This window comes from Yersinia sp. 22-579, assembly GCF_030433455.1.
Taxonomy (GTDB): domain Bacteria; phylum Pseudomonadota; class Gammaproteobacteria; order Enterobacterales; family Enterobacteriaceae; genus Yersinia; species Yersinia enterocolitica.
Genome location: NZ_JAUJTZ010000001.1, coordinates 411588 through 433983, shown reverse-complemented (window position 1 = coordinate 433983; position 22396 = coordinate 411588). Strand labels below are relative to the sequence as shown.

Here is a 22396-nt window from a genome sequence, read left to right as displayed (position 1 = left end):
AGCAAAAAGAATGACTACCAACCTGCTATTTTGGCACAGCCTGACTTAGAATAAATCTTCTTGACCCGTAATCATCACCAAATGCCGTTTTTTCAGCCAAAAGGTCCCCATTTTTATGCTTTTTACCCTAAAAAAGTTTGTTGGCGGCTTATTAATGCCATTGCCCTTTCTGCTTATCGTTATGGGGCTGGCGTTAATCCTATTGTGGTTTACCCGCTGGCAAAAAAGCGGCAAAACGCTTTTTACACTAAGTTGGCTGGCATTATTGCTTATTAGCCTGCAACCGGTCGCCGATCGCCTATTATTGCCGCTGGAAAAACAATACGCCACCTATCAGGGAAATGACCAAGTAGATTACATTGTTGTCCTCGGTGGCGGCTACACGTTTAATCCGAATTGGGCGCCAAGTGCTAATTTATTCGCAAATAGTTTGCCGAGGGTAACGGAGGGGATCCGGCTATATCGTGCCCATCCCAACGCCAAAATGGTATTTACTGGTAGCGCCGGGCCGAACAGCCAAAGCAGTGCGAAAACGGCGGCACAGGTAGCGGAAAGTTTAGGGGTTCCAGCGGAAGATATTATTGCCTTGGAGCAGCCCAAAGATACGGTTGAAGAAGCGGCAGCAGTGGCAACCTTGGTGGGTGATAAACCTTTTTTGTTGGTGACGTCGGCCAGCCATTTACCTCGAGCAATTAAATTTTTCACCACCAAGGGGCTGCATCCTATTCCTGCCCCAGCCAATCAGTTAGCCATTACTACCCCATTACATAGCTGGGAGCGCACTATTCCGGCAGCCGCCTATTTAGGCCATTCCGAGCGCGCCTGGTATGAAACATTAGGGCTACTGTGGCAAAAGTTAACCGGCAACAAAAATGATGAATAAAGCTATTCTAACCAAGGTAAAAGTTGCTGAGCGGCATTATTAAATAAAGTGCGGTCCAGATTACCGGTATGAATAAAACGGGAAACCAGTTCCCAAAGAGTATAGAGCCAGCGGCGCGCCACAAAAGATTCAGAAACCGGCGCTTTGCTAAGGTAGCGATAAAATAGCTGGCTTGGCATCCCCTCTTCACTGAGGCGGAATAAATCATACTCACGCGGTGCCCATAGCATTGGGCCAGGATTGAGCATAGCCAACAGTTGGTCACTGCGGGGATCTTTGAGCATACTGCGCAAAGTCAAATTGCCGTGAACCAGTACCGAACTGTCGTCAAAACCGGCGAAAAGTCTATTTAGTGATGCCCGAGCACGATAAAGCACCGCCCGGTCTTCCAAAGTCATTAGCGGTGAATTCATATTAGACAGCGTGGCCCACAGCACTTCAACTCGTTGCTGATACCAACTAAACCAATCATTCTCTTGTGTGCTGTCAACATTGCCGACACAGCCATGGCTATCAATCCGGTGCCAGGCTAATACTCCTTCAACTATCTGATCCATCAGCGCATTCCAGCGCTCCCCTGTTCGAGTGGGCGCCTCTACCGAAACGCCACGTAAGCGTTCCATCAGCAGAATTTCTTTATAAGGGGATTGATGGGTCATGACTAAACCGTACACTGTCGGCAAGCGAATATCACCTTCACGTGAGAGCATTGAAAGTTTATAGGCCTCTTGCTGCGCAATCCCCTGACAGACATAACTCTTTGCCAACAATGGGATAGCCTGCCCCTGCTGATTATACATCGCATACAAGTGGGCATATGGCTGCTCGCTGATGCGTTCAAGGCGGGTAATAGACTCCCCGAGCACGACACTTAACTCAGCTTTCAGTTGTTCCATAAGGCGTTGTCCGATTATCTGACGAAATAGATAATTCATAATGAGATGATGGGCTGAATATTTCCAGAATGCAGATCAAATAACATCCACAATAAAAATCAAACCAGCAGGATCGGAATAGAATGGGATAAAAAGACAGGAATAATAACGCCAGACCCTATAAGCCTGGCGTAGAAATCTGAACAATAATTATTTATTGAGCATAATGGCTCTAACTCTATCCAAATCTTCTTGAGTATCAACGCCAACTGCGGGTACTGCTTTTGCCACAGCAACGTGAATTTTTTCACCGTACCACAACACTCGCAATTGCTCTAACAGCTCGATTTGCTCAAGTTGACTCGGTGCCCAATTAACATAACGGCGCACAAAACCGGCGCGATAAGCATAAATGCCAATATGGCGTAAGAAACAATCACCGATGGTTTCTTTAGACTGCGCAAAGCGCTCTCTTTCCCACGGAATAGCCGCGCGCGAGAAATACAGCGCATAGCCTTGTGCATCCATCACCACTTTCACGGCATTAGGGTTAAAGGCCTCTTCACTGCTTTCAATCGGCACAGCCAATGTTGCCATACCGGCACTGGAGGCTGCCAAATTCTCAGCAACCTGGCGAATGATCGCTGGTGGCACCAGTGGCTCATCCCCTTGCACATTGACGATAATTTGATCATCGGCAAAGCCATAACGCTCAATAACTTCCGCTAAGCGCTCGGTACCGGATTGATGATCGGCCCGGGTTAGGCACACTTCACCACCCGCCGCTTCAACTGCCGTCACCACTTCCGGATGGTCTGTTGCCACAATCACCCGGGAAGCCCCTGACTCCTTCGCTCGCTCCATCACATGTACCACCATCGGTTTACCAGCGATATCCGCCAATGGCTTGCCGGGTAGACGGGTTGAAGCATAACGGGCGGGAATTATAGCAATGAAACTCATGCGTGTTTCTCATCAATTGACAGTGGGCGAGCTTCATTTTCTAACAATACCGGAATGCCATCACGCACCGGGTAAGCCAGATTGTCAGCTTTGCATACCAATTCAAGGTTTTCTTTATTGAAGTACAACTTACCGTTGCAGACAGGACAAGCAACGATTTCGAGTAAACGGTGGTCCATACAACCTCCAAAATGGAGTTTAGCCAGCAGGAAAGTGGTCGAGGATACCATATCCGCCGATGCAGGTTAACTGTGTCGATACCATCACGCACATCAGGTATTGATAACAAAGAGTTATGTTAATCAATCTCAAGATAAGTAAATACAACCCACGGTCGGGATAATAAATGTTGGTTTTGTTATTGATATGTTGAATTGCGAGGAGTAATATTTTGTGACTGACATCACACAATTATGTACATCGAGTAAGAAATGAAAGTATTCCATAAAATCATTGCGCTGTTTGCTAACTTCAGCAACTAAACCGCAAAAACAAATAGAAGCACCTGCAAAAAGGCCCGGCGACAGAAAAAACTGTCGAACAGAGACCAAAAAACTAACGGCTACCCTTGGGTAGCCGTTTCTTTAGAAGCGATTATTTCACCGCTTACTTAGAAAGCAATCACATCTGCTGCTGACGGCCCGTGAATACTACGATAAGTAGAGAATTCAACGTCCTGCCCTTCACTCAGTGATTTGTTTTTGGTGTTGGCAATGGCTGTCTTACTGACATACACATCCAAACTACCGTCGTGTGGTGAAATGAAGCCGTAGCCTTCGGATTGATTGAACCATTTCACGCGACCCATTTTTAACGTCATAATAAATTTCCTTTTACTGGGCATCCTAACAACTCATTTTTATTTATTGTTTAGATGCAGTTGCCCATCCTAAAGTTTTCTGATTAAACCTCTATGAGCTTGATTATATGAAAAAACCCGCATAAACGCGGGCTTTAGAATTTTGCTATCCGGAGAGATGATTAACACATCAGCATCATCAATTTCCTGGATCATTCAAACATTATATTTCTGTATTACAGAGCAACAACGTTTGCAGCAGCCGGCCCGCGCGGGCTGTCTTGGATGGTGTACTCAACACGTTGGCCTTCAGCCAAAGTCTTGAAACCATCAGTTGCGATTGCGGAGAAGTGAACAAACACATCTTTGCCGCCATCATGCTGTTCAATAAAACCAAAACCTTTAGCTTCGTTGAACCACTTAACCTGACCAGTTTTCTTAGACATAATTCTTACCTTTACTATCAAATACAAATACTAATAAATCTGCCATAAGGCACTCGACGCCATTGGAATAGCGGGTCTGCAACAGGAACATTACTTATGGGAGTTACTTATCGGAGATACTAGGAGGTTCGTCTTTGAAGCGGCATCAAAAGATAACGTCTTGGGAGGAACTGCTTTGCTTTACTCTCGTACACTCTTACACATAAATAGGTCTGTAACACAGGCCAGCGGCTATTTACTCACAAAACAAATCACCATGCAACTTATTTTATCTGGGAACATGTTTTTATCTGGGAATAGGTAGCAAACAGTAGCATCAATGAGATGCCACGCATAAAAAACCAATATTATCCGCGAGATCCCCGCAATTTACCGATATCAACCTAAAATAAAAACTGAACATCTACGCCATTATTTGGCAATTTTGTGCCTTAGCTGGCCCAAAGGAGCAACCTGATTATGATCCATCAGCCATTTGTCCCACCTGACGAGATTCGCGCCAAATTCTCCAGTGCAATGTCGGATATGTATCAGGTTGAAGTTCCGTTATACGGGGCTTTATTGCAATTAGTCGCCGAAACGAATCGCCACACTATGGAGCAACAGCCAGAGCTGAGTCGCCATTTACGTCAAACCGGTGAAATTGAACGATTAAATCTGGAGCGGCATGGCGCAATCCGGGTGGGAACCGCCGCCGAACTGGCTACCTTGCGCCGTTTGTTTGCAGTTATGGGTATGTTTCCAGTTGGCTATTATGACCTGGCCCCTGCTGGGGTCCCGGTTCACTCTACGGCATTTCGTGCGGTGCATGAAGCTTCACTACAAGCCAGCCCATTCAGAATTTTTACTTCTTTACTGCGTTTGGAATTGATTGAACAACCGCAATTACGGCAACGGGCTGCGGATATTCTTGCTAAAAGAAACATTTTCACGCCACGTGCTATTGAATTGATTGTTAAGCATGAAACCGCCGGAGGGCTGACCAGCCAGGAGGCAGATGATTTTATTATTCAGTCACTAGAAACATTCCGCTGGCATAATCAGGCAACTGTCAGTGCAGAGGTTTATCAGCAACTACATGATCAACATCGATTAATTGCAGATGTCGTAGCTTTTAAGGGGCCGCACATTAACCACTTAACCCCAAGAACACTGAATATAGACGCCGTGCAAGTTGCCATGCCACAGCACAACATTACCCCTAAAGCAGTAATCGAAGGGCCACCTCCACGCCATTGCCCAATACTGCTGCGACAAACCAGTTTCAAAGCCATGGAGGAAAAAGTCGCTTTTATCTCGCCCGATGGCGAAATTATTCAGGGGCATCATACTGCCCGTTTTGGTGAAATAGAGCAGCGCGGTGCGGCACTGACGGCGAAAGGCCGCCATCTCTATGACCATTTGCTGCAAGCAGCACAAGATCAACTGCAAGTTCCGGCGAATGAGAAAAATGCGGCGCAATATATGGCTATTCTTAGCGAGCAGTTTAGCCAATTTCCGGATGATTACCCGACAATACGCGCTGAGAAACTGGCTTTCTTCCGCTATTTCCCAACAGAGAAAAGCCTTAAAGCCCCAGCAGACCTAATGCAAGGTTTAACCTTAGATGAGTTAATTGATGCCGGATTCATCCAATTCGAGCCTTTGGTTTATGAAGATTTTCTGCCAGTCAGTGCCGCCGGTATTTTCCAATCAAATTTAGGCGATAAAGAGAAAAGTCATTTTACGGGGCACTCTAGCAAGCAGAATTTCCAACACCACTTGGGGGCTGAAGTTATCGATGAACTGCAATTATATGAAGAAACTCAGCAACGTTCGCTCACTGCATGCGCAGCGGCTCTGAAGCTCGCATCCCTGAGTCTCTAACTGAGATTAAGCAGAACGGCGAGATAGTGCCTGGATCTTCAGCAGTAATTGTTCAGCTTGATCAGGAGGTAACTGCGCATCTACCGGCAAATACCACCAGTTGGGCTGAGCAAAAACCCGGCACTTCACGGCATCTTTTTCAGTCATCAGCAAAATTTGTGGCCCGGAAGTCAGCGAACTCAGTTGGGCTAATGAATAATCCTGATGGTCGGCGAAGGCATATTCCTTTTTGGGGGCAATACCAAGCAGATTCAATGTGGCGAAAAAACGTGGGGGATGACCGATACCGGCCATGGCAACAACATGCTGTAGTTGTTGTACAGGACAACGTTCCCCCGTCACCAAATTGACAGCTTCCCGTGCAACCAGTTGCATCGGTATCTCGCCAGTTGCAGCGATACCACCATTGGTTATCACTGCATCGACTGAGCGCAATCGCCCAGCTCGTTCGCGCATCGGGCCAGCCGGTAGCCACCAGCCATTACCAAAGCGGCGTACCCCGTCAATCACCACCAGCTCGAAATCTCGCTGTAACGCATAATGCTGTAAACCATCATCGGTGATAATGAAATCCAGATCATGAGATTTCAGTAATGCTTGGACTGCATCAGAACGCTTTGGCGAGACAGCAACTGGGGCTGTGGTGCGCTGATAAATCAAAACTGGCTCATCGCCAGCTTGAGACGTTGTGGTGCTGTTAGAGAGCAGTAATGGATACACATCTGATTTGCCACCGTAACCACGGGACACAACCCCAACGCGATAACCCCGCTGTTTAAGCTGTTCTACCAACCAAATAACTACCGGCGTTTTGCCATTGCCGCCCGCAGTTAGGTTACCCACAATGATAACCGGCACTGGGGCGCGCCATGCTGAGCGCAGCCCCAGAGTATAACTGATGCGGATAAGCCAAGTGATGGCACCATATAGCCAGGACAGCGGCAGCAGGAGCAAATACAGCCAAGACTTTCCCGACCAGATACGCTCAATCATTGGCCAAACTGCATACGGTTAAGCTGAGCATAAACGCCCTTTTTCGCTAGCAATTCAGCATGCATGCCACGTTCCACAATGCGCCCATCCTCAATCACCAAGATCTCATCGGCTTTTTCAATAGTCGACAAGCGGTGGGCGATGACCAGCGAAGTCCGGTTTTTCTGCAACTCATCCAATGCAGCTTGAATTGCTCGCTCAGATTCAGTATCCAGCGCCGAGGTAGCTTCATCCAAAATCAATATTGGGCAATCACGTAACAGCGCTCGTGCAATTGCAATGCGCTGGCGTTGACCACCGGAGAGCATGACACCATTTTCACCAATAACAGTGTCCAGGCCATTCTCCATTTTATTGATAAAGTCCATCGCATAGGCCATGCGGGCAGCTTCTTCAATTTCAGCACGGCTGTATTGCTCATCACGAGCATAGGCAATGTTATTAGCAACCGTATCATTGAATAGATGAACATTTTGCGACACCAATGCTACCTGGTTGCGTAATGCCCCTAATCGGTAATCACGTAAATCATGACCATCCAACAGTATACTGCCCTCGCTGACATCATAGAAACGGGTCATTAAATTGGCGATGGTTGACTTACCCGAGCCTGAGCGCCCCACCAATGCAACCGTTTTACCGGCTTCAATATGCATATTGATGTCATTCAGTGCTGGAGTATCTTTGCCCGGATAGTAGAACGTCACATGGCGGAATTCTATTTCGCCTTTAGCACGATCAACTTCCAGTTTACCCTCATCTTTTTCCTGCTCCATATCCAGAATGGTGAACAATGTCTGACAAGCGGCCATCCCACGTTGAAATTGAGCATTCACATTGGTCAATGACTTCAGCGGGCGCATCAGCGCAATCATAGCTGAGAACACCACGGTAATTGTACCGGCGGTCAGAGTTTCCATCACACTTGGGAAGCTTGCGGCATACAATACAAATGCCAGAGCAAAAGAGGCAATCAACTGAATGATCGGGTCTGAAATGGAAGACGCCGAAACCAGTTTCATCCCTTGCTGGCGCATACGGTTACTCACCGCTTCAAAGCGCTCGGTTTCAACTTTTTGGCCGCCGAAGATCAAGACTTCTTTATGCCCTTTCAGCATTTGCTCTGCACTGGTGGTGACTTCCCCCATAGTGCTTTGCATATTTTTGCTGATATTACGAAAACGCTTAGAAACCAATCGAATAGAAACCGACACGATCGGTGCAATGACGATTAAAATCAGCGACAACTGCCAGCTGTAATAAAACATCATAATAAACAAGCCGATAATAGAGGCCCCTTCCCGCACCACTGTAACCAGTGCGCCAGAAGAAGATGCAGCTACCTGCTCGGAATCATAAGTAATACGCGATAACAGCGTACCAGTTGATTGCTGGTCAAAAAAGGAAACCGGCATACCCATCATATGGCTGAATAAGCGGCGACGGATATGCATCACCACTTTGCCAGATACCCATGAGATGCAATAGCTGGAAACAAAACCGGTTACGCCACGAACCACCATCAAGCCAATAACAGCCAGAGGCATCCATTTTAATATTGAGCTGTTAGCCTTACCAAAACCATCGTCGAGCAAGGGTTTCAGTAATGACAGCATAAAGGTGTCACTGGCAGCATTAAGAATTAATGCTATCGCCGCAACAACAAGACCGGTCTTATAAGGAGAGATCAATGGCCAGAGGCGACGAAACGTCTGCCAAGTGGATAGATCTTTATCATTCATCATGCAAATACCAGCACCAGAAGAAATAGCGGCCCATTCTACTCATTATGGCCTCCAACGCCAAATTGCTGGTGATACCAGCGAGGCATTAATTGTTCCCTATAACCATTAATTTGCCAACCATCGCTGTAAAAATAAACACTTAGTTGCCCGGACACCGAAGTATCACGCCAGATAATGTTATTTTTTTGATAGCGTTGTGTCACTTTTCTCGCCGGGAGATGCCATTGGTTATAGCGTGCAACAGAAGCAAACGCCAATTCCGGCTTTACAGCCCGCAGAAAAGGGGGAGTTGAGGATGTATTGCTCCCATGATGAGGAACTTGTAGCAATGTTGAGGCTAATTTAGTTCGCGAATCTTTAATCAACGCTTTTTCACCTCGCATCTCAAGGTCACCAGTCAATAATAAACTGTGTTTTCCATCATCAATACGGATAACACACGAATCATCATTCTGAGCATTAATAATCTGCTCACGAGGCCATAAAACTTCAAAATTCAAACCTTGCCATTGCCATACCAAGCCTTGCTTACAAGGCAAAACATTTGGCGCGTATTTTAAGGGAAAAGGAGCACGAACCGTAGCCATGGGAAAAGCGGCCTGAATTTCAGCTACCCCTCCGGTATGATCCTGATGATCATGGCTGAGAATAATTTGCTCAATAGTAATACCCCGCCAGCGTAAATAGGGCAAAATCACTTTGGACGCCATGCTGCCGGTTCCCCAGCGATTACCGGTATCAAAGATAATTGCCTTCCCCTCTCGTTCAATTACCACTGCCAGGCCATGTCCGATATCCAGCATATCAACACGCCATTGATATTCATCACGACGCTGGGTGAATAATACTAAATTCACACAAAGCACCATGACCCCGATGGAATAGTTACGCCACCATGCAAAACGCCAGATAAGCATGGCCAGCCACCCACCGAATCCGATAGCAACTGATGCCGAGCCAGTATAAAACCAACCTGTTCTCATCGGATTCAGCGGCAAAAGCACCGCAGTTAACGATAAATCAGCCAACCACCAGAACACCCCCGCGACCGAGGGAAGTAGAGTAAAAACCAGTGCCAGCAAAACACAAGGAACAGTGATTAGGGAGACAAGAGGTACTGCCCACAGGTTTGCAGGTATCGAAAATAAACTAATGCCATGAAACAAAACTATTTGTAGTGGCATTAACAGCAACATCATACCTAATTGTAAATGCAGCCCGCGAATAACCAGCCCCTGCCAACCCGTTCTAAAACGCGGGGCAAGCGGGACCCAGTAAAACCAACATATCAAGCTAAATACCGCCAGACAGGAGAGCCAGAAACTGTCCGAAAGTATCGCGAGAGGATCACTAAGCAAAATTAGCGCTAATGCCCATAGCCATATTTGCCATGCACTACAGGAGACACAAAACAACCTAAGCAGCAGCCATAGTGTTAATGCCATCGTCGCTCTCACAGCCGGCGGATTCGCTCCCGCTAACCAAGCGTAAATGACAGCAACAAGCCAACTGGTGATGAGCGGAAACAGGGGCCCAATACGGCAGACAGGAAGTAAACACTGAACTCCTCGGGCCAACATGCCACCGAATAACGCCGCCATAGCAATGTGTAAACCTGAAATTGCCATCAAATGGGCCGTACCGGTATCACGCAACAGCATCCAATACTGGGGATCCAGTTGGCTTCTTTCACCAAAAGCCAATGCCAGCAAGATCTGCCGCTGTCTATAGGGTTCAAGTTGTTGTTCAACAATACGGATAGTTTGCTGGCGAGCATTACAGGACGCATCCAGTAATTCAGCCCGAATGATTCGCCCCTGCAATGGGCGGCGGTTTGTTATCGCCCAGCGCTGGCTATCAAAACCACCTTCATTGAGTAAACTATGCACCCCTCGCATTCGCAACCAAAGTTTCCATTGCTGCCCGGCGCAGTAATTTAGGCCCTTTTGCCATGCTACAGTGACCTTTATCGTAGGGAATACCCTCTTCCCATTGACCTGTTGGATATCTAATAAAACCCTATTACCCTCCACCCATGCCAAGTGTGAGGTATTTATTGTGGCGACGACTTGCTGTTCTCTGTGAGTGAGTTGATCAATCTGCATCAACAGGTTATCCCCCTGACAGCATCCCCATACAAAGCTCACCAGAGCCAATGTCAGCCACTGACAATAGACATTGCCGCTAACCCATAGCAGTGCCCCCAATATTAGCAATATGCTAATAATCCTAACGCCAGGCAGTTGAGGGAGCACAATAAGGGGCAAAAGTCCGGCAATAATAGCGAGTGCTGCATGATCAATTGATAAAGTGATAAACAACCGTCCGTTTTATGACTCTCGAATAGCCTCATTGCCATCCGTTCACCCTATGGGTAACAAACTGATTTTCGCAATGGAAGGGTTATAGAGCCAGTGTCAATGACAGGAGTTCCGAGCAGGCTCGCTAACAGTTTTAGCTTGTTACAGCATCAGCAGTAGAAATGCGGGATGTATCTAAAATAAGCGAGAATATGCAGGAGTGTTATTGAGGAGAGACTTGTTTTATGACGAACAAATTAGGAGGGATAAAGAATGAAACGCCAAAATAAAAACGGTGCCCTTAGAGGCACCGTTTCGTATCAGCTTTACATAATAACGCGATTAGTTGTAAACAACTTAACCGTAGATATTCGCGCGATCACGTAACTCTTTACCTGGCTTAAAGTGTGGAACGTACTTACCTTCCAACTCAACTTTAGCGCCGGTCTTTGGATTACGGCCAACACGCGGAGCACGGTAGTGAAGAGAAAAACTGCCAAATCCGCGGATCTCAATGCGCTCACCTTCAGCTAGTGTTCCAGCCATATGTTCAAGCATTTCTTTCACTGCATCCTCAACGACTTTAGTCGGTACATGAGATTGCTGGCCAGCAAGTCTTTCAATAAGTTCAGACTTGGTCATATTACCTCCAAGCTTTGCAGCTAAACTACCGTATAGGGGCGGACAAAACCGCCCCCGTTATTATTACTCGCCTTTTGCAGCTTTGAACGCTTCTGCCATTGCGCTAGAGAAGTTGCCTTCTTCTGGCTTGTTGTTAACTGTAGCAATAGCATCTTTCTCATCAGCTTCGTCTTTAGCACGAACAGACAGGCTGATTACGCGGTTTTTGCGGTCAACGCCAGTATATTTGGCTTCAACTTCATCACCGACGTTCAGAACCAGCGTCGCATCTTCAACGCGGTCGCGAGTTGCTTCGGAAGCACGCAGATAACCTTCTACGCCGCCTGCCAATTCAACTGTAGCACCTTTAGCGTCAACTGCAGTTACTTTACCAGTAACAATAGCACCTTTCTTGTTAACAGACAGGTAGTTATTGAACGGGTCTTCTGCAAGTTGTTTCACGCCCAGGGAGATACGCTCACGTTCTGCGTCAACTTGCAGAACCACAGCTGCGATTTCGTCGCCTTTCTTATATTCACGAACTGCTTCTTCGCCTGCAACGTTCCAGGAGATGTCAGACAGGTGAACCAGGCCGTCGATGCCGCCGTCCAGGCCGATGAAGATACCGAAGTCAGTGATAGACTTGATTTTACCTTCAACGCGGTCGTTTTTGTTGTGGGTTTCTGCAAACAGCTGCCATGGGTTAGATTTGCACTGTTTCAGGCCCAGAGAAATACGACGACGTTCTTCATCGATGTCCAGAACCATAACTTCCACTACGTCGCCAACGTTAACAACTTTAGACGGGTGAATGTTTTTGTTGGTCCAATCCATTTCTGAAACGTGTACCAGACCTTCAACGCCTTCTTCGATTTCTACGAAGCAGCCGTAATCAGTCAGGTTAGTTACACGACCAGTCAGCTTGGTGCTTTCTGGGTAACGTTTAGCGATAGCAACCCATGGATCTTCGCCCAGCTGTTTCAAGCCAAGGGATACACGAGTACGTTCGCGGTCGAATTTCAGAACTTTAACAGTGATTTCGTCGCCCACATTGACGATTTCGCTTGGGTGTTTAACACGTTTCCAAGCCATGTCAGTAATGTGCAGCAAGCCATCAACGCCACCCAGATCAACGAATGCACCGTAGTCAGTCAGGTTCTTAACGATACCCTTAACTTCCATGCCTTCTTGCAGGTTTTCCAGCAATTGATCACGCTCAGCGCTGTTCTCAGATTCGATAACTGCACGACGAGAAACAACGACGTTGTTGCGTTTCTGATCCAGCTTGATGACTTTGAACTCAAGCTCTTTGCCTTCCAGATGCAGAGTATCGCGAACTGGGCGCACATCAACCAGTGAACCAGGCAGGAACGCACGGATGCCGTTCAGTTCGACTGTAAAGCCGCCCTTCACTTTGCCGTTGATCACACCAGTAACGGTTGCAGCTTCTTCGTAAGCCTTTTCCAGCATCAGCCATGCTTCGTGACGCTTAGCTTTCTCACGGGACAGCAGAGTTTCACCGAAGCCGTCTTCAACAGCGTCCAGTGCAACGTCAACTTCGTCGCCGACTTGAATTTCCAGTTCACCTTGCGCGTTCTTGAACTGTTCTGCTGGAATTGCTGACTCAGATTTCAGACCGGCGTCAACCAGTACGATATCTTTATCGATAGAAACAACAACACCACGGACGATAGAGCCCGGACGTGTTTCAATTGTTTTCAGGGATTCTTCAAAGAGTTGAGCAAAAGATTCTGTCATGTTTATAATCTTCAGGATTCTTAAGTTTAACGTCCATCTAGCATCCCGCCGGATGGGGTTGTTTCACATGCCTCGCCACACATCCTTGCAGCAAGGTTAAAGTGCTCATCAAAAATAATTTTATTTAAAAAATAAATCGTTGAGAGCTCAGAACTGACCGCATTGTCGTTATTTTTTTAACGGCAACGCCAGAATTCGTTGGGCATACGCCAGCGCCTGTTCGATCACCTGCTCGATGGACATACTGGTTGAATCCAGTACCAACGCATCTGTAGCAGGGACTAAAGGTGCAATAGCCCGATTACGATCGCGATCATCTCGCTCCTGTATCTCGGACAAAAGACGTTCAAAGTTAACATTAAACCCCTTTTCCTGCAACTGTAGCATACGTCTGTGTGCTCGTTCTTGCGAACTTGCATCAAGAAATATTTTCACCGGCGCGTCTGGAAACACCACGGTTCCCATATCACGGCCATCAGCAATCAGGCCGGGCGGTTCACGGAAAGCCCGCTGGCGGCGCAATAGTGCTTCACGCACCCGAGGAAACGCTGCCGCCTGAGATGCCGTATTCCCCACAGTTTCGGTGCGGATCTCATTACTGACGTCCTCACCTTCTAAAATCACTTTTAACTGCCCATTCTGTGAGACAAAACGAACATCGAGATGTGCGGCAAGTGGAACTAATGCCTCTTCGGTGCTGATATCAACTTGATGATGCAGCGCTGCCAAAGCTAAAACACGGTAAATCGCACCAGAATCCAGCAAACGCCAGTCCAACGATTCAGCCAATGCTTTGCAAAGCGTACCTTTACCTGCACCACTTGGTCCATCAACGGTTATCACCGGGGCTGACGCCGTCATTTCTCTCTCCTTTCGGTAGGCAAAAACCTCTTGTCCACCCAGCAGGGCAAACACAGGAGCCATATTATACGCTGCATCGGAGTGAACTGTTACCCTGCGGTGTTTAGTTGCTGAAAATAAAACCATCGGCGGTAGCAGAAGTGTAGAAGAGATAAGAAAGATAGACAGGAAATATTTATTTTCTAGCCGATATAACCGATAAGAAATGGGTGTCGAGCGACACCCATCTTAAGCTGATAATTAGGCCATCTGGCTCAATCGGGCCAGTTGTTCAAAGTAGTCAGGAAATGTTTTCGCAGTACATTTCGGATCAAGAATAGTGACCGGCGTGTCAGATAAAGCCACCAGCGAGAAACACATCGCCATGCGGTGGTCATTATAAGTCCCTATTTCGGCTGCAATTAGCTGCGCAGGGGGCACCACCCGAATGTAGTCTTGCCCCTCTTCCACTTCCGCGCCCACTTTTCTCAACTCTGTCGCCATCGCGGATAAGCGGTCGGTTTCCTTCACTCGCCAGTTATAGATATTACGAATAACAGTCGGGCCGTCGGCAAACAGTGCGGTGGTAGCAATGGTCATCGCAGCATCAGGAATATGGTTCATATCCATATCGATACCCTGTAATTCACCACGGCTGCACTCGATATAATCATCACCCCAACTGATTTTAGCGCCCATTTTCTCTAGCACATCAGCAAACTTGGTATCACCTTGCACACTTTTTTTACCAATACCGGTTACGCGTACTGTTCCACCTTTGATAGCAGCAGCGGCGAGGAAATAAGAGGCAGAAGACGCATCACCTTCAACCAGATAGGTACCTGGCGAGTGGTAAGTCTGCCCGCCTTTAATATGAAAAATCTGATAATTTTCATGTATGACATCCACACCGAAGGCTTGCATCAGATGCAACGTAATGTCGATATAAGGCTTAGACACCAACTCCCCTTGGATCTGAATTTCAGTATCTTGTTCAGCTAAGGGAGCGGTCATCAAAAGTGCCGTGAGGAATTGACTGGAAACACTGCCGTCTACGGTGAGTTTACCGCCACGAAAGCCCCCGCGTATGCGTAACGGCGGGTAGTTTTCTTGCTCCAGATAATCAATCTGTGCTCCGCCCTGGCGCAATGCATCAACCAAATGACCAATTGGCCGTTCTTTCATGCGTGGTTCGCCGGTCAATACAATGTCATTTTTTCCCAGGCACAGTGCCGCAGCCAATGGGCGCATGGCCGTGCCTGCATTACCCAAAAACAATTCTAATGGCTGTTCAGCAACCAACTTGCCGCCCAATCCATCAACCTCACAGCGGGTACGATCAGCAGATAGGCGATATTTCACCCCCAATGCCTGTAGAGCATTGAGCATATGGCGAATGTCATCACTGTCTAACAAGTTATTCAGCTGAGTTGTCCCCTCGGCCAGCGCTGCCAGAAGAAGTGCACGGTTAGAAACACTTTTAGAACCGGGTAAATTAACGGTGCCATTAATCAGGGCAATGGGGTGTAAAGTCAGGGATTCCAGCATGGGAAAAGCACTCTCCAGTCTTTTATGAGCAACAGCCCCGCACAGGACGGGGCTGTTGTTATTCCAAATAAATACATTTAAATCATTATGATAAATAAAGCTGAACAGATAGATATCTACTCAGAGCAATCAACCGTGGCGACGCTCAAAGTCAGCCATAAAATCGGTTAATGCTTTTACGCCTTCAATTGGCATCGCGTTATAGATAGAGGCACGCATTCCCCCGGCAACACGGTGGCCTTTTAAGGCTTGCAGACCTTGGGCCTCTGCTTCACTCAAGAACAATTTGTCCAGTGAAGGATCAATCATTTGGAACGGTACATTCATCCAGGAACGATTCGCAGTCGCGACCTGATTGCGATAGAAATCAGTGCGATCGATAGCGCCATACAGTAATTCAGCTTTCGCCTGATTACGTTTCCCCATTTCGCCTAAACCGCCCTGTTCTTTCAGCCATTTAAATACCAGGCCGGACAGATACCAGGCGAAAGTCGGCGGCGTGTTGAACATAGAGTCGTTCTCTGCCAAAACCTTATAATCAAGGATAGATGGCAGCTCAGTGCGCGCTTTACCAAGCAAATCTTCGCGCACGATAACCACTGTCAGACCAGCTGGGCCTATATTCTTTTGGGCACCGGCATAAATGACACCATAGCGGCTGACATCAATCGGCCGAGAGAGGATGGATGAGGAGTAATCGGCAACCACAACTTTGTTACCAAAGTCAGGTTCTTCGTTGATAGCCAGCCCGTCAATGGTTTCATTCGGGCAATAATGCATATAGGCGGCATTATCACTCAATTTCCATTGTTTCATCGGAGCAATGCCTGTCACGCCGTTATCATGTGTCGTCACATCAATCACATTCGGCGTGCAATATTTCTGAGCTTCTTTGACCGCACTGTGCGCCCAATAGCCACCGTCAATGTAATCAGCGCTGCGGCTGTCACCCAGTAAATTCAGTGGCACTGCGGCAAACTGCGCACGTGCTCCGCCATGGCAAAATAACACTTTATAATTGGCCGGGATCTGCATCAGATCGCGCAGATCTTTTTCTGCCTCTTCAGCTACCTGCATAAATTCTTTACTGCGATGGCTGATCTCCATGACCGACGTACCCAGACCATGCCAGTTACGTAATTCCTGTTCCGCACGACGTAAAACTTCGACCGGCAGCATTGCAGGCCCTGCGCTAAAATTATAAACCTGTGTCATTTCCCCTCACCGCACTCAACTGAGATTGCCATCGTTATAAATCCTCACTCGGTTTTATCATTCGACTCCGCCTGCTGCAACGGTTATTCGCCAGCGAGGGAGAAACACTTGGCCGCTACAACAGCAGTCTGTGCGCTAAGCTGCCATTAATTTGAAGTTATTCACCAAAAATCGCGCAGCCATGACCTTGTTGCATGATAGATAACTCATTTTTCCCGTTGATGACGCAACGCCTCGACCCAGTGGTGGTGACCACAGCGTTGACAAGTCGCACTGGAATTATTGGATAACGTGATAATCAGGCTACATTGGCTACAGGCGTATTCACCCGGTTTTTCTATATTAACTAATGGCTTAACACAGCATTTAGGGAGTACAGGCAGACCAGGCTTAACTTTATCTTTGCTAAAGAAAAAGACACTGATAGCGCCATTGACCTCCAGAATAGCCAGCCGCACTTGGCCAAGATGCTCGACGTCTTGTTGGCGTAACTCCATAAAAAACTCATCGTGCGTAATATTTTCCTGCTGCATGGTTTCCCAAACAAATATCCCATCACTAATAATGATGAGCGGCTTCCCTTCCATCCACTGCTGGATTTTCTCACTGCGCGACATGAGAAAAGTGGATAAGCGATACAAAAACATAATACTGACAAATACCATGACCACCGGCAGCATCGGCACGTCTTCATAAAAAGTGACATCACCGGCGGCTGAGCCAAGAGTCAGAATGATAACCACTTCAAATAGCGACATCTGCCGCACACCACGGCGACCACTCAGTTTGAGAAATAAAAAGACCAATACAAAGGTGAATAAACACCGGATACCCACCTCAGCTAAAAATTCGATAGGGAATTTATCCAGTGCCATACGGTTGAAATCGAAAGTTTTCATTTATTGTTATCCTGCCATCTAAAAAGAGACAAAGCATTGCCGCACTCCCATTAAAGGTAGCTGGTTGATGGAGTTAGCATTTTTATTTCAGATTACCGGTAATAAATAGATACGGAGGCCGAAGCCTCCGTCAAAGATTGGATCTATCAATACGCGTGGAACAACTTTTGAATTTCTTGTGGTTTTTGCGTTTGGGTTAATGCCAATTGCAACAGCACCCGTGCTTTTTGTGGATTAAGTGAGCCAGAAGCAACAAAGCCATATTTGGTATCATCAACTTCAGCATCTTCAGTAGTAGAGCCTGTGGGGACGCGGGACGAACGCACTACTGCGACGCCATTGTGTGCCGCCGTTGCCAGCGTATCGAATACTGTTTTATACAGGTTACCGTTACCCACACCAGCGCTGACAATCCCTTTATAACCATCTTCAATCAATGCCTTAGCGGGTAAGTCAGAGGCATTGGCATAGTTATAAATAATACCCACTTTCGGTAGCTCATTTAGCTTGCTGATATCAAAGGCTGGCTGGCGTGGTGCAGGCTGATGAAGATAGTTCACTTTACCATCATAGATATAGCCCAGTGGGCCAGTATTAGGTGATTGGAAAGTTTGCACCGAAGTGGTGTTGGTTTTCATAACATCACGGCCGGTTAACACCGTATCATTCATCGCCACCAGCACGCCGCGTTTAGCGGAGTTAGGGTCACTGGCAACCACCACGGCGTTGTAGAGATTCAGCGGCCCGTCTGCCCCCAGAGCTGTGGCCGGGCGCATTGCCCCAACCATCACCACAGGCTTATCACAATTAACAGTTAAATCGAGGAAATAGGCGGTTTCCTCCAATGTATCAGTCCCATGAGTGATGACGAATCCGTCGGTTTTGGCACAATCAGCATTAATTTTTTTCGCTAATTTCAGCCAAACTTCATCATTCATATCCTGAGAACCGATATTGACCACTTGCTCACCCTGAATATTGGCGAGTTTTTTCATTTCTGGCACGGCGTTAACCAGAGCATCGACTCCTAGTTTGCCCGCAGTATAGTTAGATTTAGTGGCTGAATCACCGCCACCGGCGATAGTTCCCCCGGTCGCCAATAAGGTAATATTGGGCAGAGCAAAGGCCGAACCGCTGATCCCTGCTAAGATTCCGGCTAAGACAGTTAGCTTTATATATTTCATATTATGACTCCATTATTTATAAGCTAGTGAATTATCCGGAATATCCATACGAAAACTGTGACATTTACTGTGCTTTAGGAATACATGGAGCTATTAACTAAAAACCCGTATGATTGCGCGTTTTTAGTACCGCCAAAAAGTGAAGACCATGACCCAAACCTTTATTCCCGGCAAAGACGCCGCGCTGGAAGACTCTATCTCCCGCTTTCAGCAAAAACTGAGCGACCTCGGTTTTAATATTGAAGAAGCCTCCTGGCTGAACCCAGTTCCTCACGTTTGGTCGGTACATATCCGCGATCGTGACTGCCCGCTGTGCTTTACCAACGGTAAAGGTGCCAGCAAGAAAGCCGCACTGGCGTCGGCCTTGGGTGAATATTTCGAGCGTTTATCCACTAACTATTTCTTTGCCGACTTCTATCTGGGTAAAGCTATTGCTGAGGGTGATTTCGTTCACTACCCAAATGAGAAATGGTTCCCAATTCCTGAAGATGATTTATTGCCGGAAGGTATTCTGGATGAGCGCTTGCTGGCGTTTTACGATCCAGAAAACGAACTGGTCGCCAGTGACCTGGTGGATTTGCAGTCAGGGAATGCGGCGCGCGGTATTTGTTCTCTGCCATTCACCCGCCAGTCAGATTTAGAAACCGTCTATATTCCAATGAATATTATCGGCAATCTGTATGTTTCAAACGGCATGTCTGCAGGTAATACCGCCAATGAAGCTCGCGTACAGGCATTGTCTGAAGTGTTTGAACGTTCAGTGAAGAATCGCATTATCGCAGAATCTATCAGCTTGCCGGAAATCCCGGCCGAGGTGTTAAACCGCTATCCAGGCGTGGTGGAAGCTATCGCAAAACTGGAAGAGGAAGGTTTCCCGATCCTGTCATACGATGCCTCTTTAGGTGGCAAATACCCAGTAATTTGTGTGGTGTTGTTTAACCCGTCAAACGGAACATGTTTTGCTTCATTCGGCGCACATCCAGACTTCGGTGTGGCCCTTGAGCGTACCGTCACTGAGCTGTTGCAAGGCCGTAGCCTCAAAGACTTAGATGTATTCACCGCGCCAACCTTTGATGAAGAAGAAGTAGCCGAGCATACCAATCTGGAAACACACTTTATCGATTCAAGCGGTCTAATCAGCTGGGATATGTTTAAACAACAGGCTGATTATCCCTTCGTGGATTGGAGCTTTAAAGGTACGACAGAAGAAGAGTTTGCCACCTTAATGACTATCTTCAAGCAAGAAGACGCCGAAGTGTACATCGCCGATTATGAACACTTAGGAGTGTATGCTTGCCGAATTTTGGTGCCGGGGATGTCTGATATTTATCCAGCTGAAGATCTGCTGATGGCGAACAACACCATGGGTGTGCACCTGCGTGATACCTTGCTAGCGCTGCCAGGCAGTGATTGGCAACCAGAGCAGTATCTGGAACTCATTCAAACCCTGGATGATGAAGGGTTGGATGATTTCGCCCGCGTGCGCGAGCTGCTGGGTATTGCCTCTGGTAAAGATAACGGCTGGTACACACTGCGGGTGGGTGAGTTGAAATCTATGCTGGCGCTGGCTGGCGGTGATTTGGAGCAAGCACTGATTTGGGTGGAATGGACACAAGACTTCAACTCTTCGGTCTTTACCGCAAAACAGGCAAACTACTATCGTTGCCTACAAACTCTGTTGCTGTTGACCCAAGAGCCAGATCGCGACCCTGCTCAATATTACAATGCATTCGTGAAAATGTATGGTCAGGAAGCTGTAGAGGCTGCATCCGCAGCCATCGCCGGTGAAGAGCGCTTCAATGGCCTGTTCAGTGTGGATGAAGATCTCAAAGCCCTGCCAGCACACCAAGCGCTGCTGGGTGCTTACGCTAAATTGCAGACGGCGAAACGCCGTTATTGGGCAAAAAGCGAGTAAGCGGCATTTCGCCGCTTCAGACTGCTGATAAAACCCGATAACTCGATCTTGCAAGGTGAAAGCAGGTGCGTCCGCGCCAGGGAGGGCGCGGCTCGAGCCCCCAGGGAAGGCTTGTTTTAACAAAAGAAGTGTGGCGTCTTTACGATCTGCCTGCTTTCACCGTTACGAGCACTTTGTCATTAACCTCAAGCGGCATTTCGCCGCTTTTTATCGCATATTTTCCAGCTATTAATTTCTGCAATTATTCCTAACCAAAATAAATACCAATGACACCAGCTAGCAATTGTTTTTGTCATAAAAAAACGTTATTTTCTGACGCCGCTTAGGGTAAAAACAGCACCTTTAAGCAAACATTATTTACCAATCATGGAAAGCAGACAAATAGGTAAATAAATAGTTAATTTTTAATGACGACGGTGAATTAAAATAGCTACAAATGCTGCTTTTAGTTAACGTTCTCAACGGCTTTAAAACAGTGTAATCAAAATTTTTTGTAAATCTTAAAATATTTTTTTATTTTAAAAATCAAAAACTTAACCTCATTAAGCACACATTTAGTAGTGTTTTAAAGCGAACTAAACTCTCGCAATATGATCCACATCAATTTTCACGCTATACTGCTTTGCTAGTATCTCGTTGTGCTTTATTAACCCTTAAGAGAGAGTTAGTGTGAAAGCTGACAACCCCTTCGATGCATTATTACCTGCGGCAATGGCTAAAGTAGCCGAAGATGCCGGTGTCTATAAAGCCACCAAGCATCCGCTAAAAACTTTTTATTTAGCGATTACTGCTGGTGTGTTTATTTCAATTGCGTTTGTTTTTTATATTACAGCGACTACCGGTACTGCTGGCGTGCCTTTCGGTTTTGCCAAGTTGGTAGGTGGTATTTGTTTCTCCCTGGGGCTAATGTTAGTGGTGGTATGTGGTGGTGATCTTTTCACTTCTACTGTTCTGACTACGGTGGCCAAAGCCAGTGGCCGTATTACCTGGCGTCAACTGGGATGCAACTGGGTTAATGTCTATATTGGGAACCTGTGCGGTGCGCTATTCTTCGTGTGCCTTATTTGGTTCGCGGGCCAATATACTGTGGCAAATGGTCAATGGGGCTTGAATGTTTTACAAACAGCCGACCACAAATTGCACCATACTTTTGTTGAAGCAGTATGTTTGGGTATTTTGGCCAACTTAATGGTCTGCCTGGCGGTTTGGATGAGTTACTCCGGCCGTACCATAATGGACAAAATGTTTGCGATGATTTTACCGGTGGGCATGTTTGTTGCCAGCGGCTTTGAGCATAGCATCGCAAATATGTTTATGATTCCTATGGGTATTGTGATTAAAAACTTTGCTTCGCCTGAGTTCTGGCAATCCATAGGAGCAGCACCTGAGCAATTTGCTAACTTAACCGTAAGTAACTTTATTATTGATAACCTGATCCCAGTCACTATCGGCAACATCATTGGTGGCGGATTATTGGTAGGTTTGACTTACTGGGTAATTTATCTGCGCGGTGACCAGCAACACTAAGTGTGGCCGCACACGGTTT

General features: G+C 46.9%; 19 protein-coding genes. 4 read left to right on the top strand and 15 right to left on the bottom strand.

Annotation, left to right across the window (positions count from 1 at the left end; translation table 11 throughout):
* Positions 1-115 precede the first annotated feature (115 nt).
* The gene (gene elyC, locus QSV56_RS02005) at positions 116-883 is read left to right on the top strand and encodes an envelope biogenesis factor ElyC (RefSeq protein WP_019083446.1); all 768 of its coding nucleotides are present in this window, start codon (positions 116-118) and stop codon (positions 881-883) included.
* Positions 884-885: 2 nt separating this feature from the next.
* On the opposite strand, the gene QSV56_RS02000 is transcribed toward elyC, so the two are convergent.
* From QSV56_RS02000 to QSV56_RS01980, 5 genes are all read right to left on the bottom strand, one after another.
* Positions 886-1779 carry a YcbJ family phosphotransferase gene (locus QSV56_RS02000; RefSeq protein ID WP_019079871.1) on the bottom strand — a complete coding sequence of 298 codons (894 nt, stop codon included), beginning with the start codon at positions 1777-1779 and terminating at the stop codon, positions 886-888.
* 189 nt (positions 1780-1968) lie between these two features.
* Positions 1969-2721, bottom strand: coding sequence for a 3-deoxy-manno-octulosonate cytidylyltransferase (gene kdsB, locus QSV56_RS01995; protein WP_019083448.1), 753 nt, complete (start codon positions 2719-2721; stop codon positions 1969-1971).
* Positions 2718-2900 carry a Trm112 family protein gene (locus tag QSV56_RS01990; protein ID WP_004700032.1) on the bottom strand — a complete coding sequence of 61 codons (183 nt, stop codon included), beginning with the start codon at positions 2898-2900 and terminating at the stop codon, positions 2718-2720. Before QSV56_RS01990 ends, kdsB begins: the two co-directional genes overlap by 4 nt.
* 431 nt (positions 2901-3331) lie before the next feature.
* Positions 3332-3541, bottom strand: a complete 210-nt coding sequence (locus tag QSV56_RS01985; RefSeq protein ID WP_005159937.1) for a cold-shock protein — start codon at positions 3539-3541, stop codon at positions 3332-3334.
* 215 nt (positions 3542-3756) lie between these two features.
* Positions 3757-3966 carry a cold shock domain-containing protein gene (locus QSV56_RS01980; protein ID WP_005159934.1) on the bottom strand — a complete coding sequence of 70 codons (210 nt, stop codon included), beginning with the start codon at positions 3964-3966 and terminating at the stop codon, positions 3757-3759.
* Between the two features lie 459 nt (positions 3967-4425).
* Between QSV56_RS01980 and QSV56_RS01975 the strand changes: the two genes are divergently transcribed.
* Entirely contained in the window at positions 4426-5832 is a 1407-nt protein-coding gene (locus tag QSV56_RS01975; protein WP_046694857.1) for a VOC family protein, read from the top strand.
* 6 nt (positions 5833-5838) lie between these two features.
* Here the strand turns inward: QSV56_RS01975 and lpxK are convergent, their stop codons facing one another.
* From lpxK to ansB, 10 genes are all read right to left on the bottom strand, one after another.
* A complete protein-coding gene (gene lpxK / locus QSV56_RS01970; RefSeq protein WP_046694856.1) occupies positions 5839-6825 on the bottom strand; it encodes a tetraacyldisaccharide 4'-kinase in 987 nt (328 codons plus the stop codon).
* Positions 6822-8570 carry a lipid A ABC transporter ATP-binding protein/permease MsbA gene (gene msbA / locus QSV56_RS01965; RefSeq protein WP_019079875.1) on the bottom strand — a complete coding sequence of 583 codons (1749 nt, stop codon included), beginning with the start codon at positions 8568-8570 and terminating at the stop codon, positions 6822-6824. The genes lpxK and msbA overlap by 4 nt, the downstream gene beginning before the upstream one ends.
* Before the next feature lie 35 nt (positions 8571-8605).
* Positions 8606-10891: a ComEC family protein gene (locus QSV56_RS01960; RefSeq protein WP_301210473.1), complete on the bottom strand. Its 2286-nt coding sequence runs from the start codon at positions 10889-10891 to the stop codon at positions 8606-8608.
* 336 nt (positions 10892-11227) lie between these two features.
* Positions 11228-11512, bottom strand: coding sequence for an integration host factor subunit beta (ihfB, locus tag QSV56_RS01955; protein WP_005159907.1), 285 nt, complete (start codon positions 11510-11512; stop codon positions 11228-11230).
* 63 nt (positions 11513-11575) lie between these two features.
* On the bottom strand, positions 11576-13249 hold the full coding sequence (rpsA, locus tag QSV56_RS01950; protein ID WP_004391091.1) for a 30S ribosomal protein S1: 1674 nt from the start codon (positions 13247-13249) through the stop codon (positions 11576-11578).
* 168 nt (positions 13250-13417) lie between these two features.
* On the bottom strand, positions 13418-14110 hold the full coding sequence (gene cmk / locus QSV56_RS01945; RefSeq protein WP_005159905.1) for a (d)CMP kinase: 693 nt from the start codon (positions 14108-14110) through the stop codon (positions 13418-13420).
* A 240-nt stretch (positions 14111-14350) separates the two neighbouring features.
* The gene (gene aroA / locus QSV56_RS01940; RefSeq protein ID WP_050157375.1) at positions 14351-15637 is read right to left on the bottom strand and encodes a 3-phosphoshikimate 1-carboxyvinyltransferase; all 1287 of its coding nucleotides are present in this window, start codon (positions 15635-15637) and stop codon (positions 14351-14353) included.
* 129 nt (positions 15638-15766) lie between these two features.
* Positions 15767-16852, bottom strand: a complete 1086-nt coding sequence (serC, locus tag QSV56_RS01935; RefSeq protein WP_019083453.1) for a 3-phosphoserine/phosphohydroxythreonine transaminase — start codon at positions 16850-16852, stop codon at positions 15767-15769.
* A 206-nt stretch (positions 16853-17058) separates the two neighbouring features.
* Positions 17059-17751, bottom strand: a complete 693-nt coding sequence (locus QSV56_RS01930; protein WP_301210468.1) for a DUF421 domain-containing protein — start codon at positions 17749-17751, stop codon at positions 17059-17061.
* 146 nt (positions 17752-17897) lie between these two features.
* Positions 17898-18935: an L-asparaginase 2 gene (gene ansB, locus QSV56_RS01925; RefSeq protein ID WP_046050705.1), complete on the bottom strand. Its 1038-nt coding sequence runs from the start codon at positions 18933-18935 to the stop codon at positions 17898-17900.
* A gap of 148 nt (positions 18936-19083) precedes the next feature.
* Here ansB and ycaO point away from each other — a divergent pair, with 148 nt between their 5' ends.
* Both ycaO and focA read left to right on the top strand, forming a co-directional pair.
* Positions 19084-20850, top strand: coding sequence for a 30S ribosomal protein S12 methylthiotransferase accessory factor YcaO (ycaO, locus tag QSV56_RS01920; RefSeq protein ID WP_050129975.1), 1767 nt, complete (start codon positions 19084-19086; stop codon positions 20848-20850).
* Between the two features lie 669 nt (positions 20851-21519).
* A complete protein-coding gene (gene focA, locus QSV56_RS01915) occupies positions 21520-22377 on the top strand; it encodes a formate transporter FocA (RefSeq protein ID WP_005166519.1) in 858 nt (285 codons plus the stop codon).
* Positions 22378-22396 lie beyond the last annotated feature (19 nt).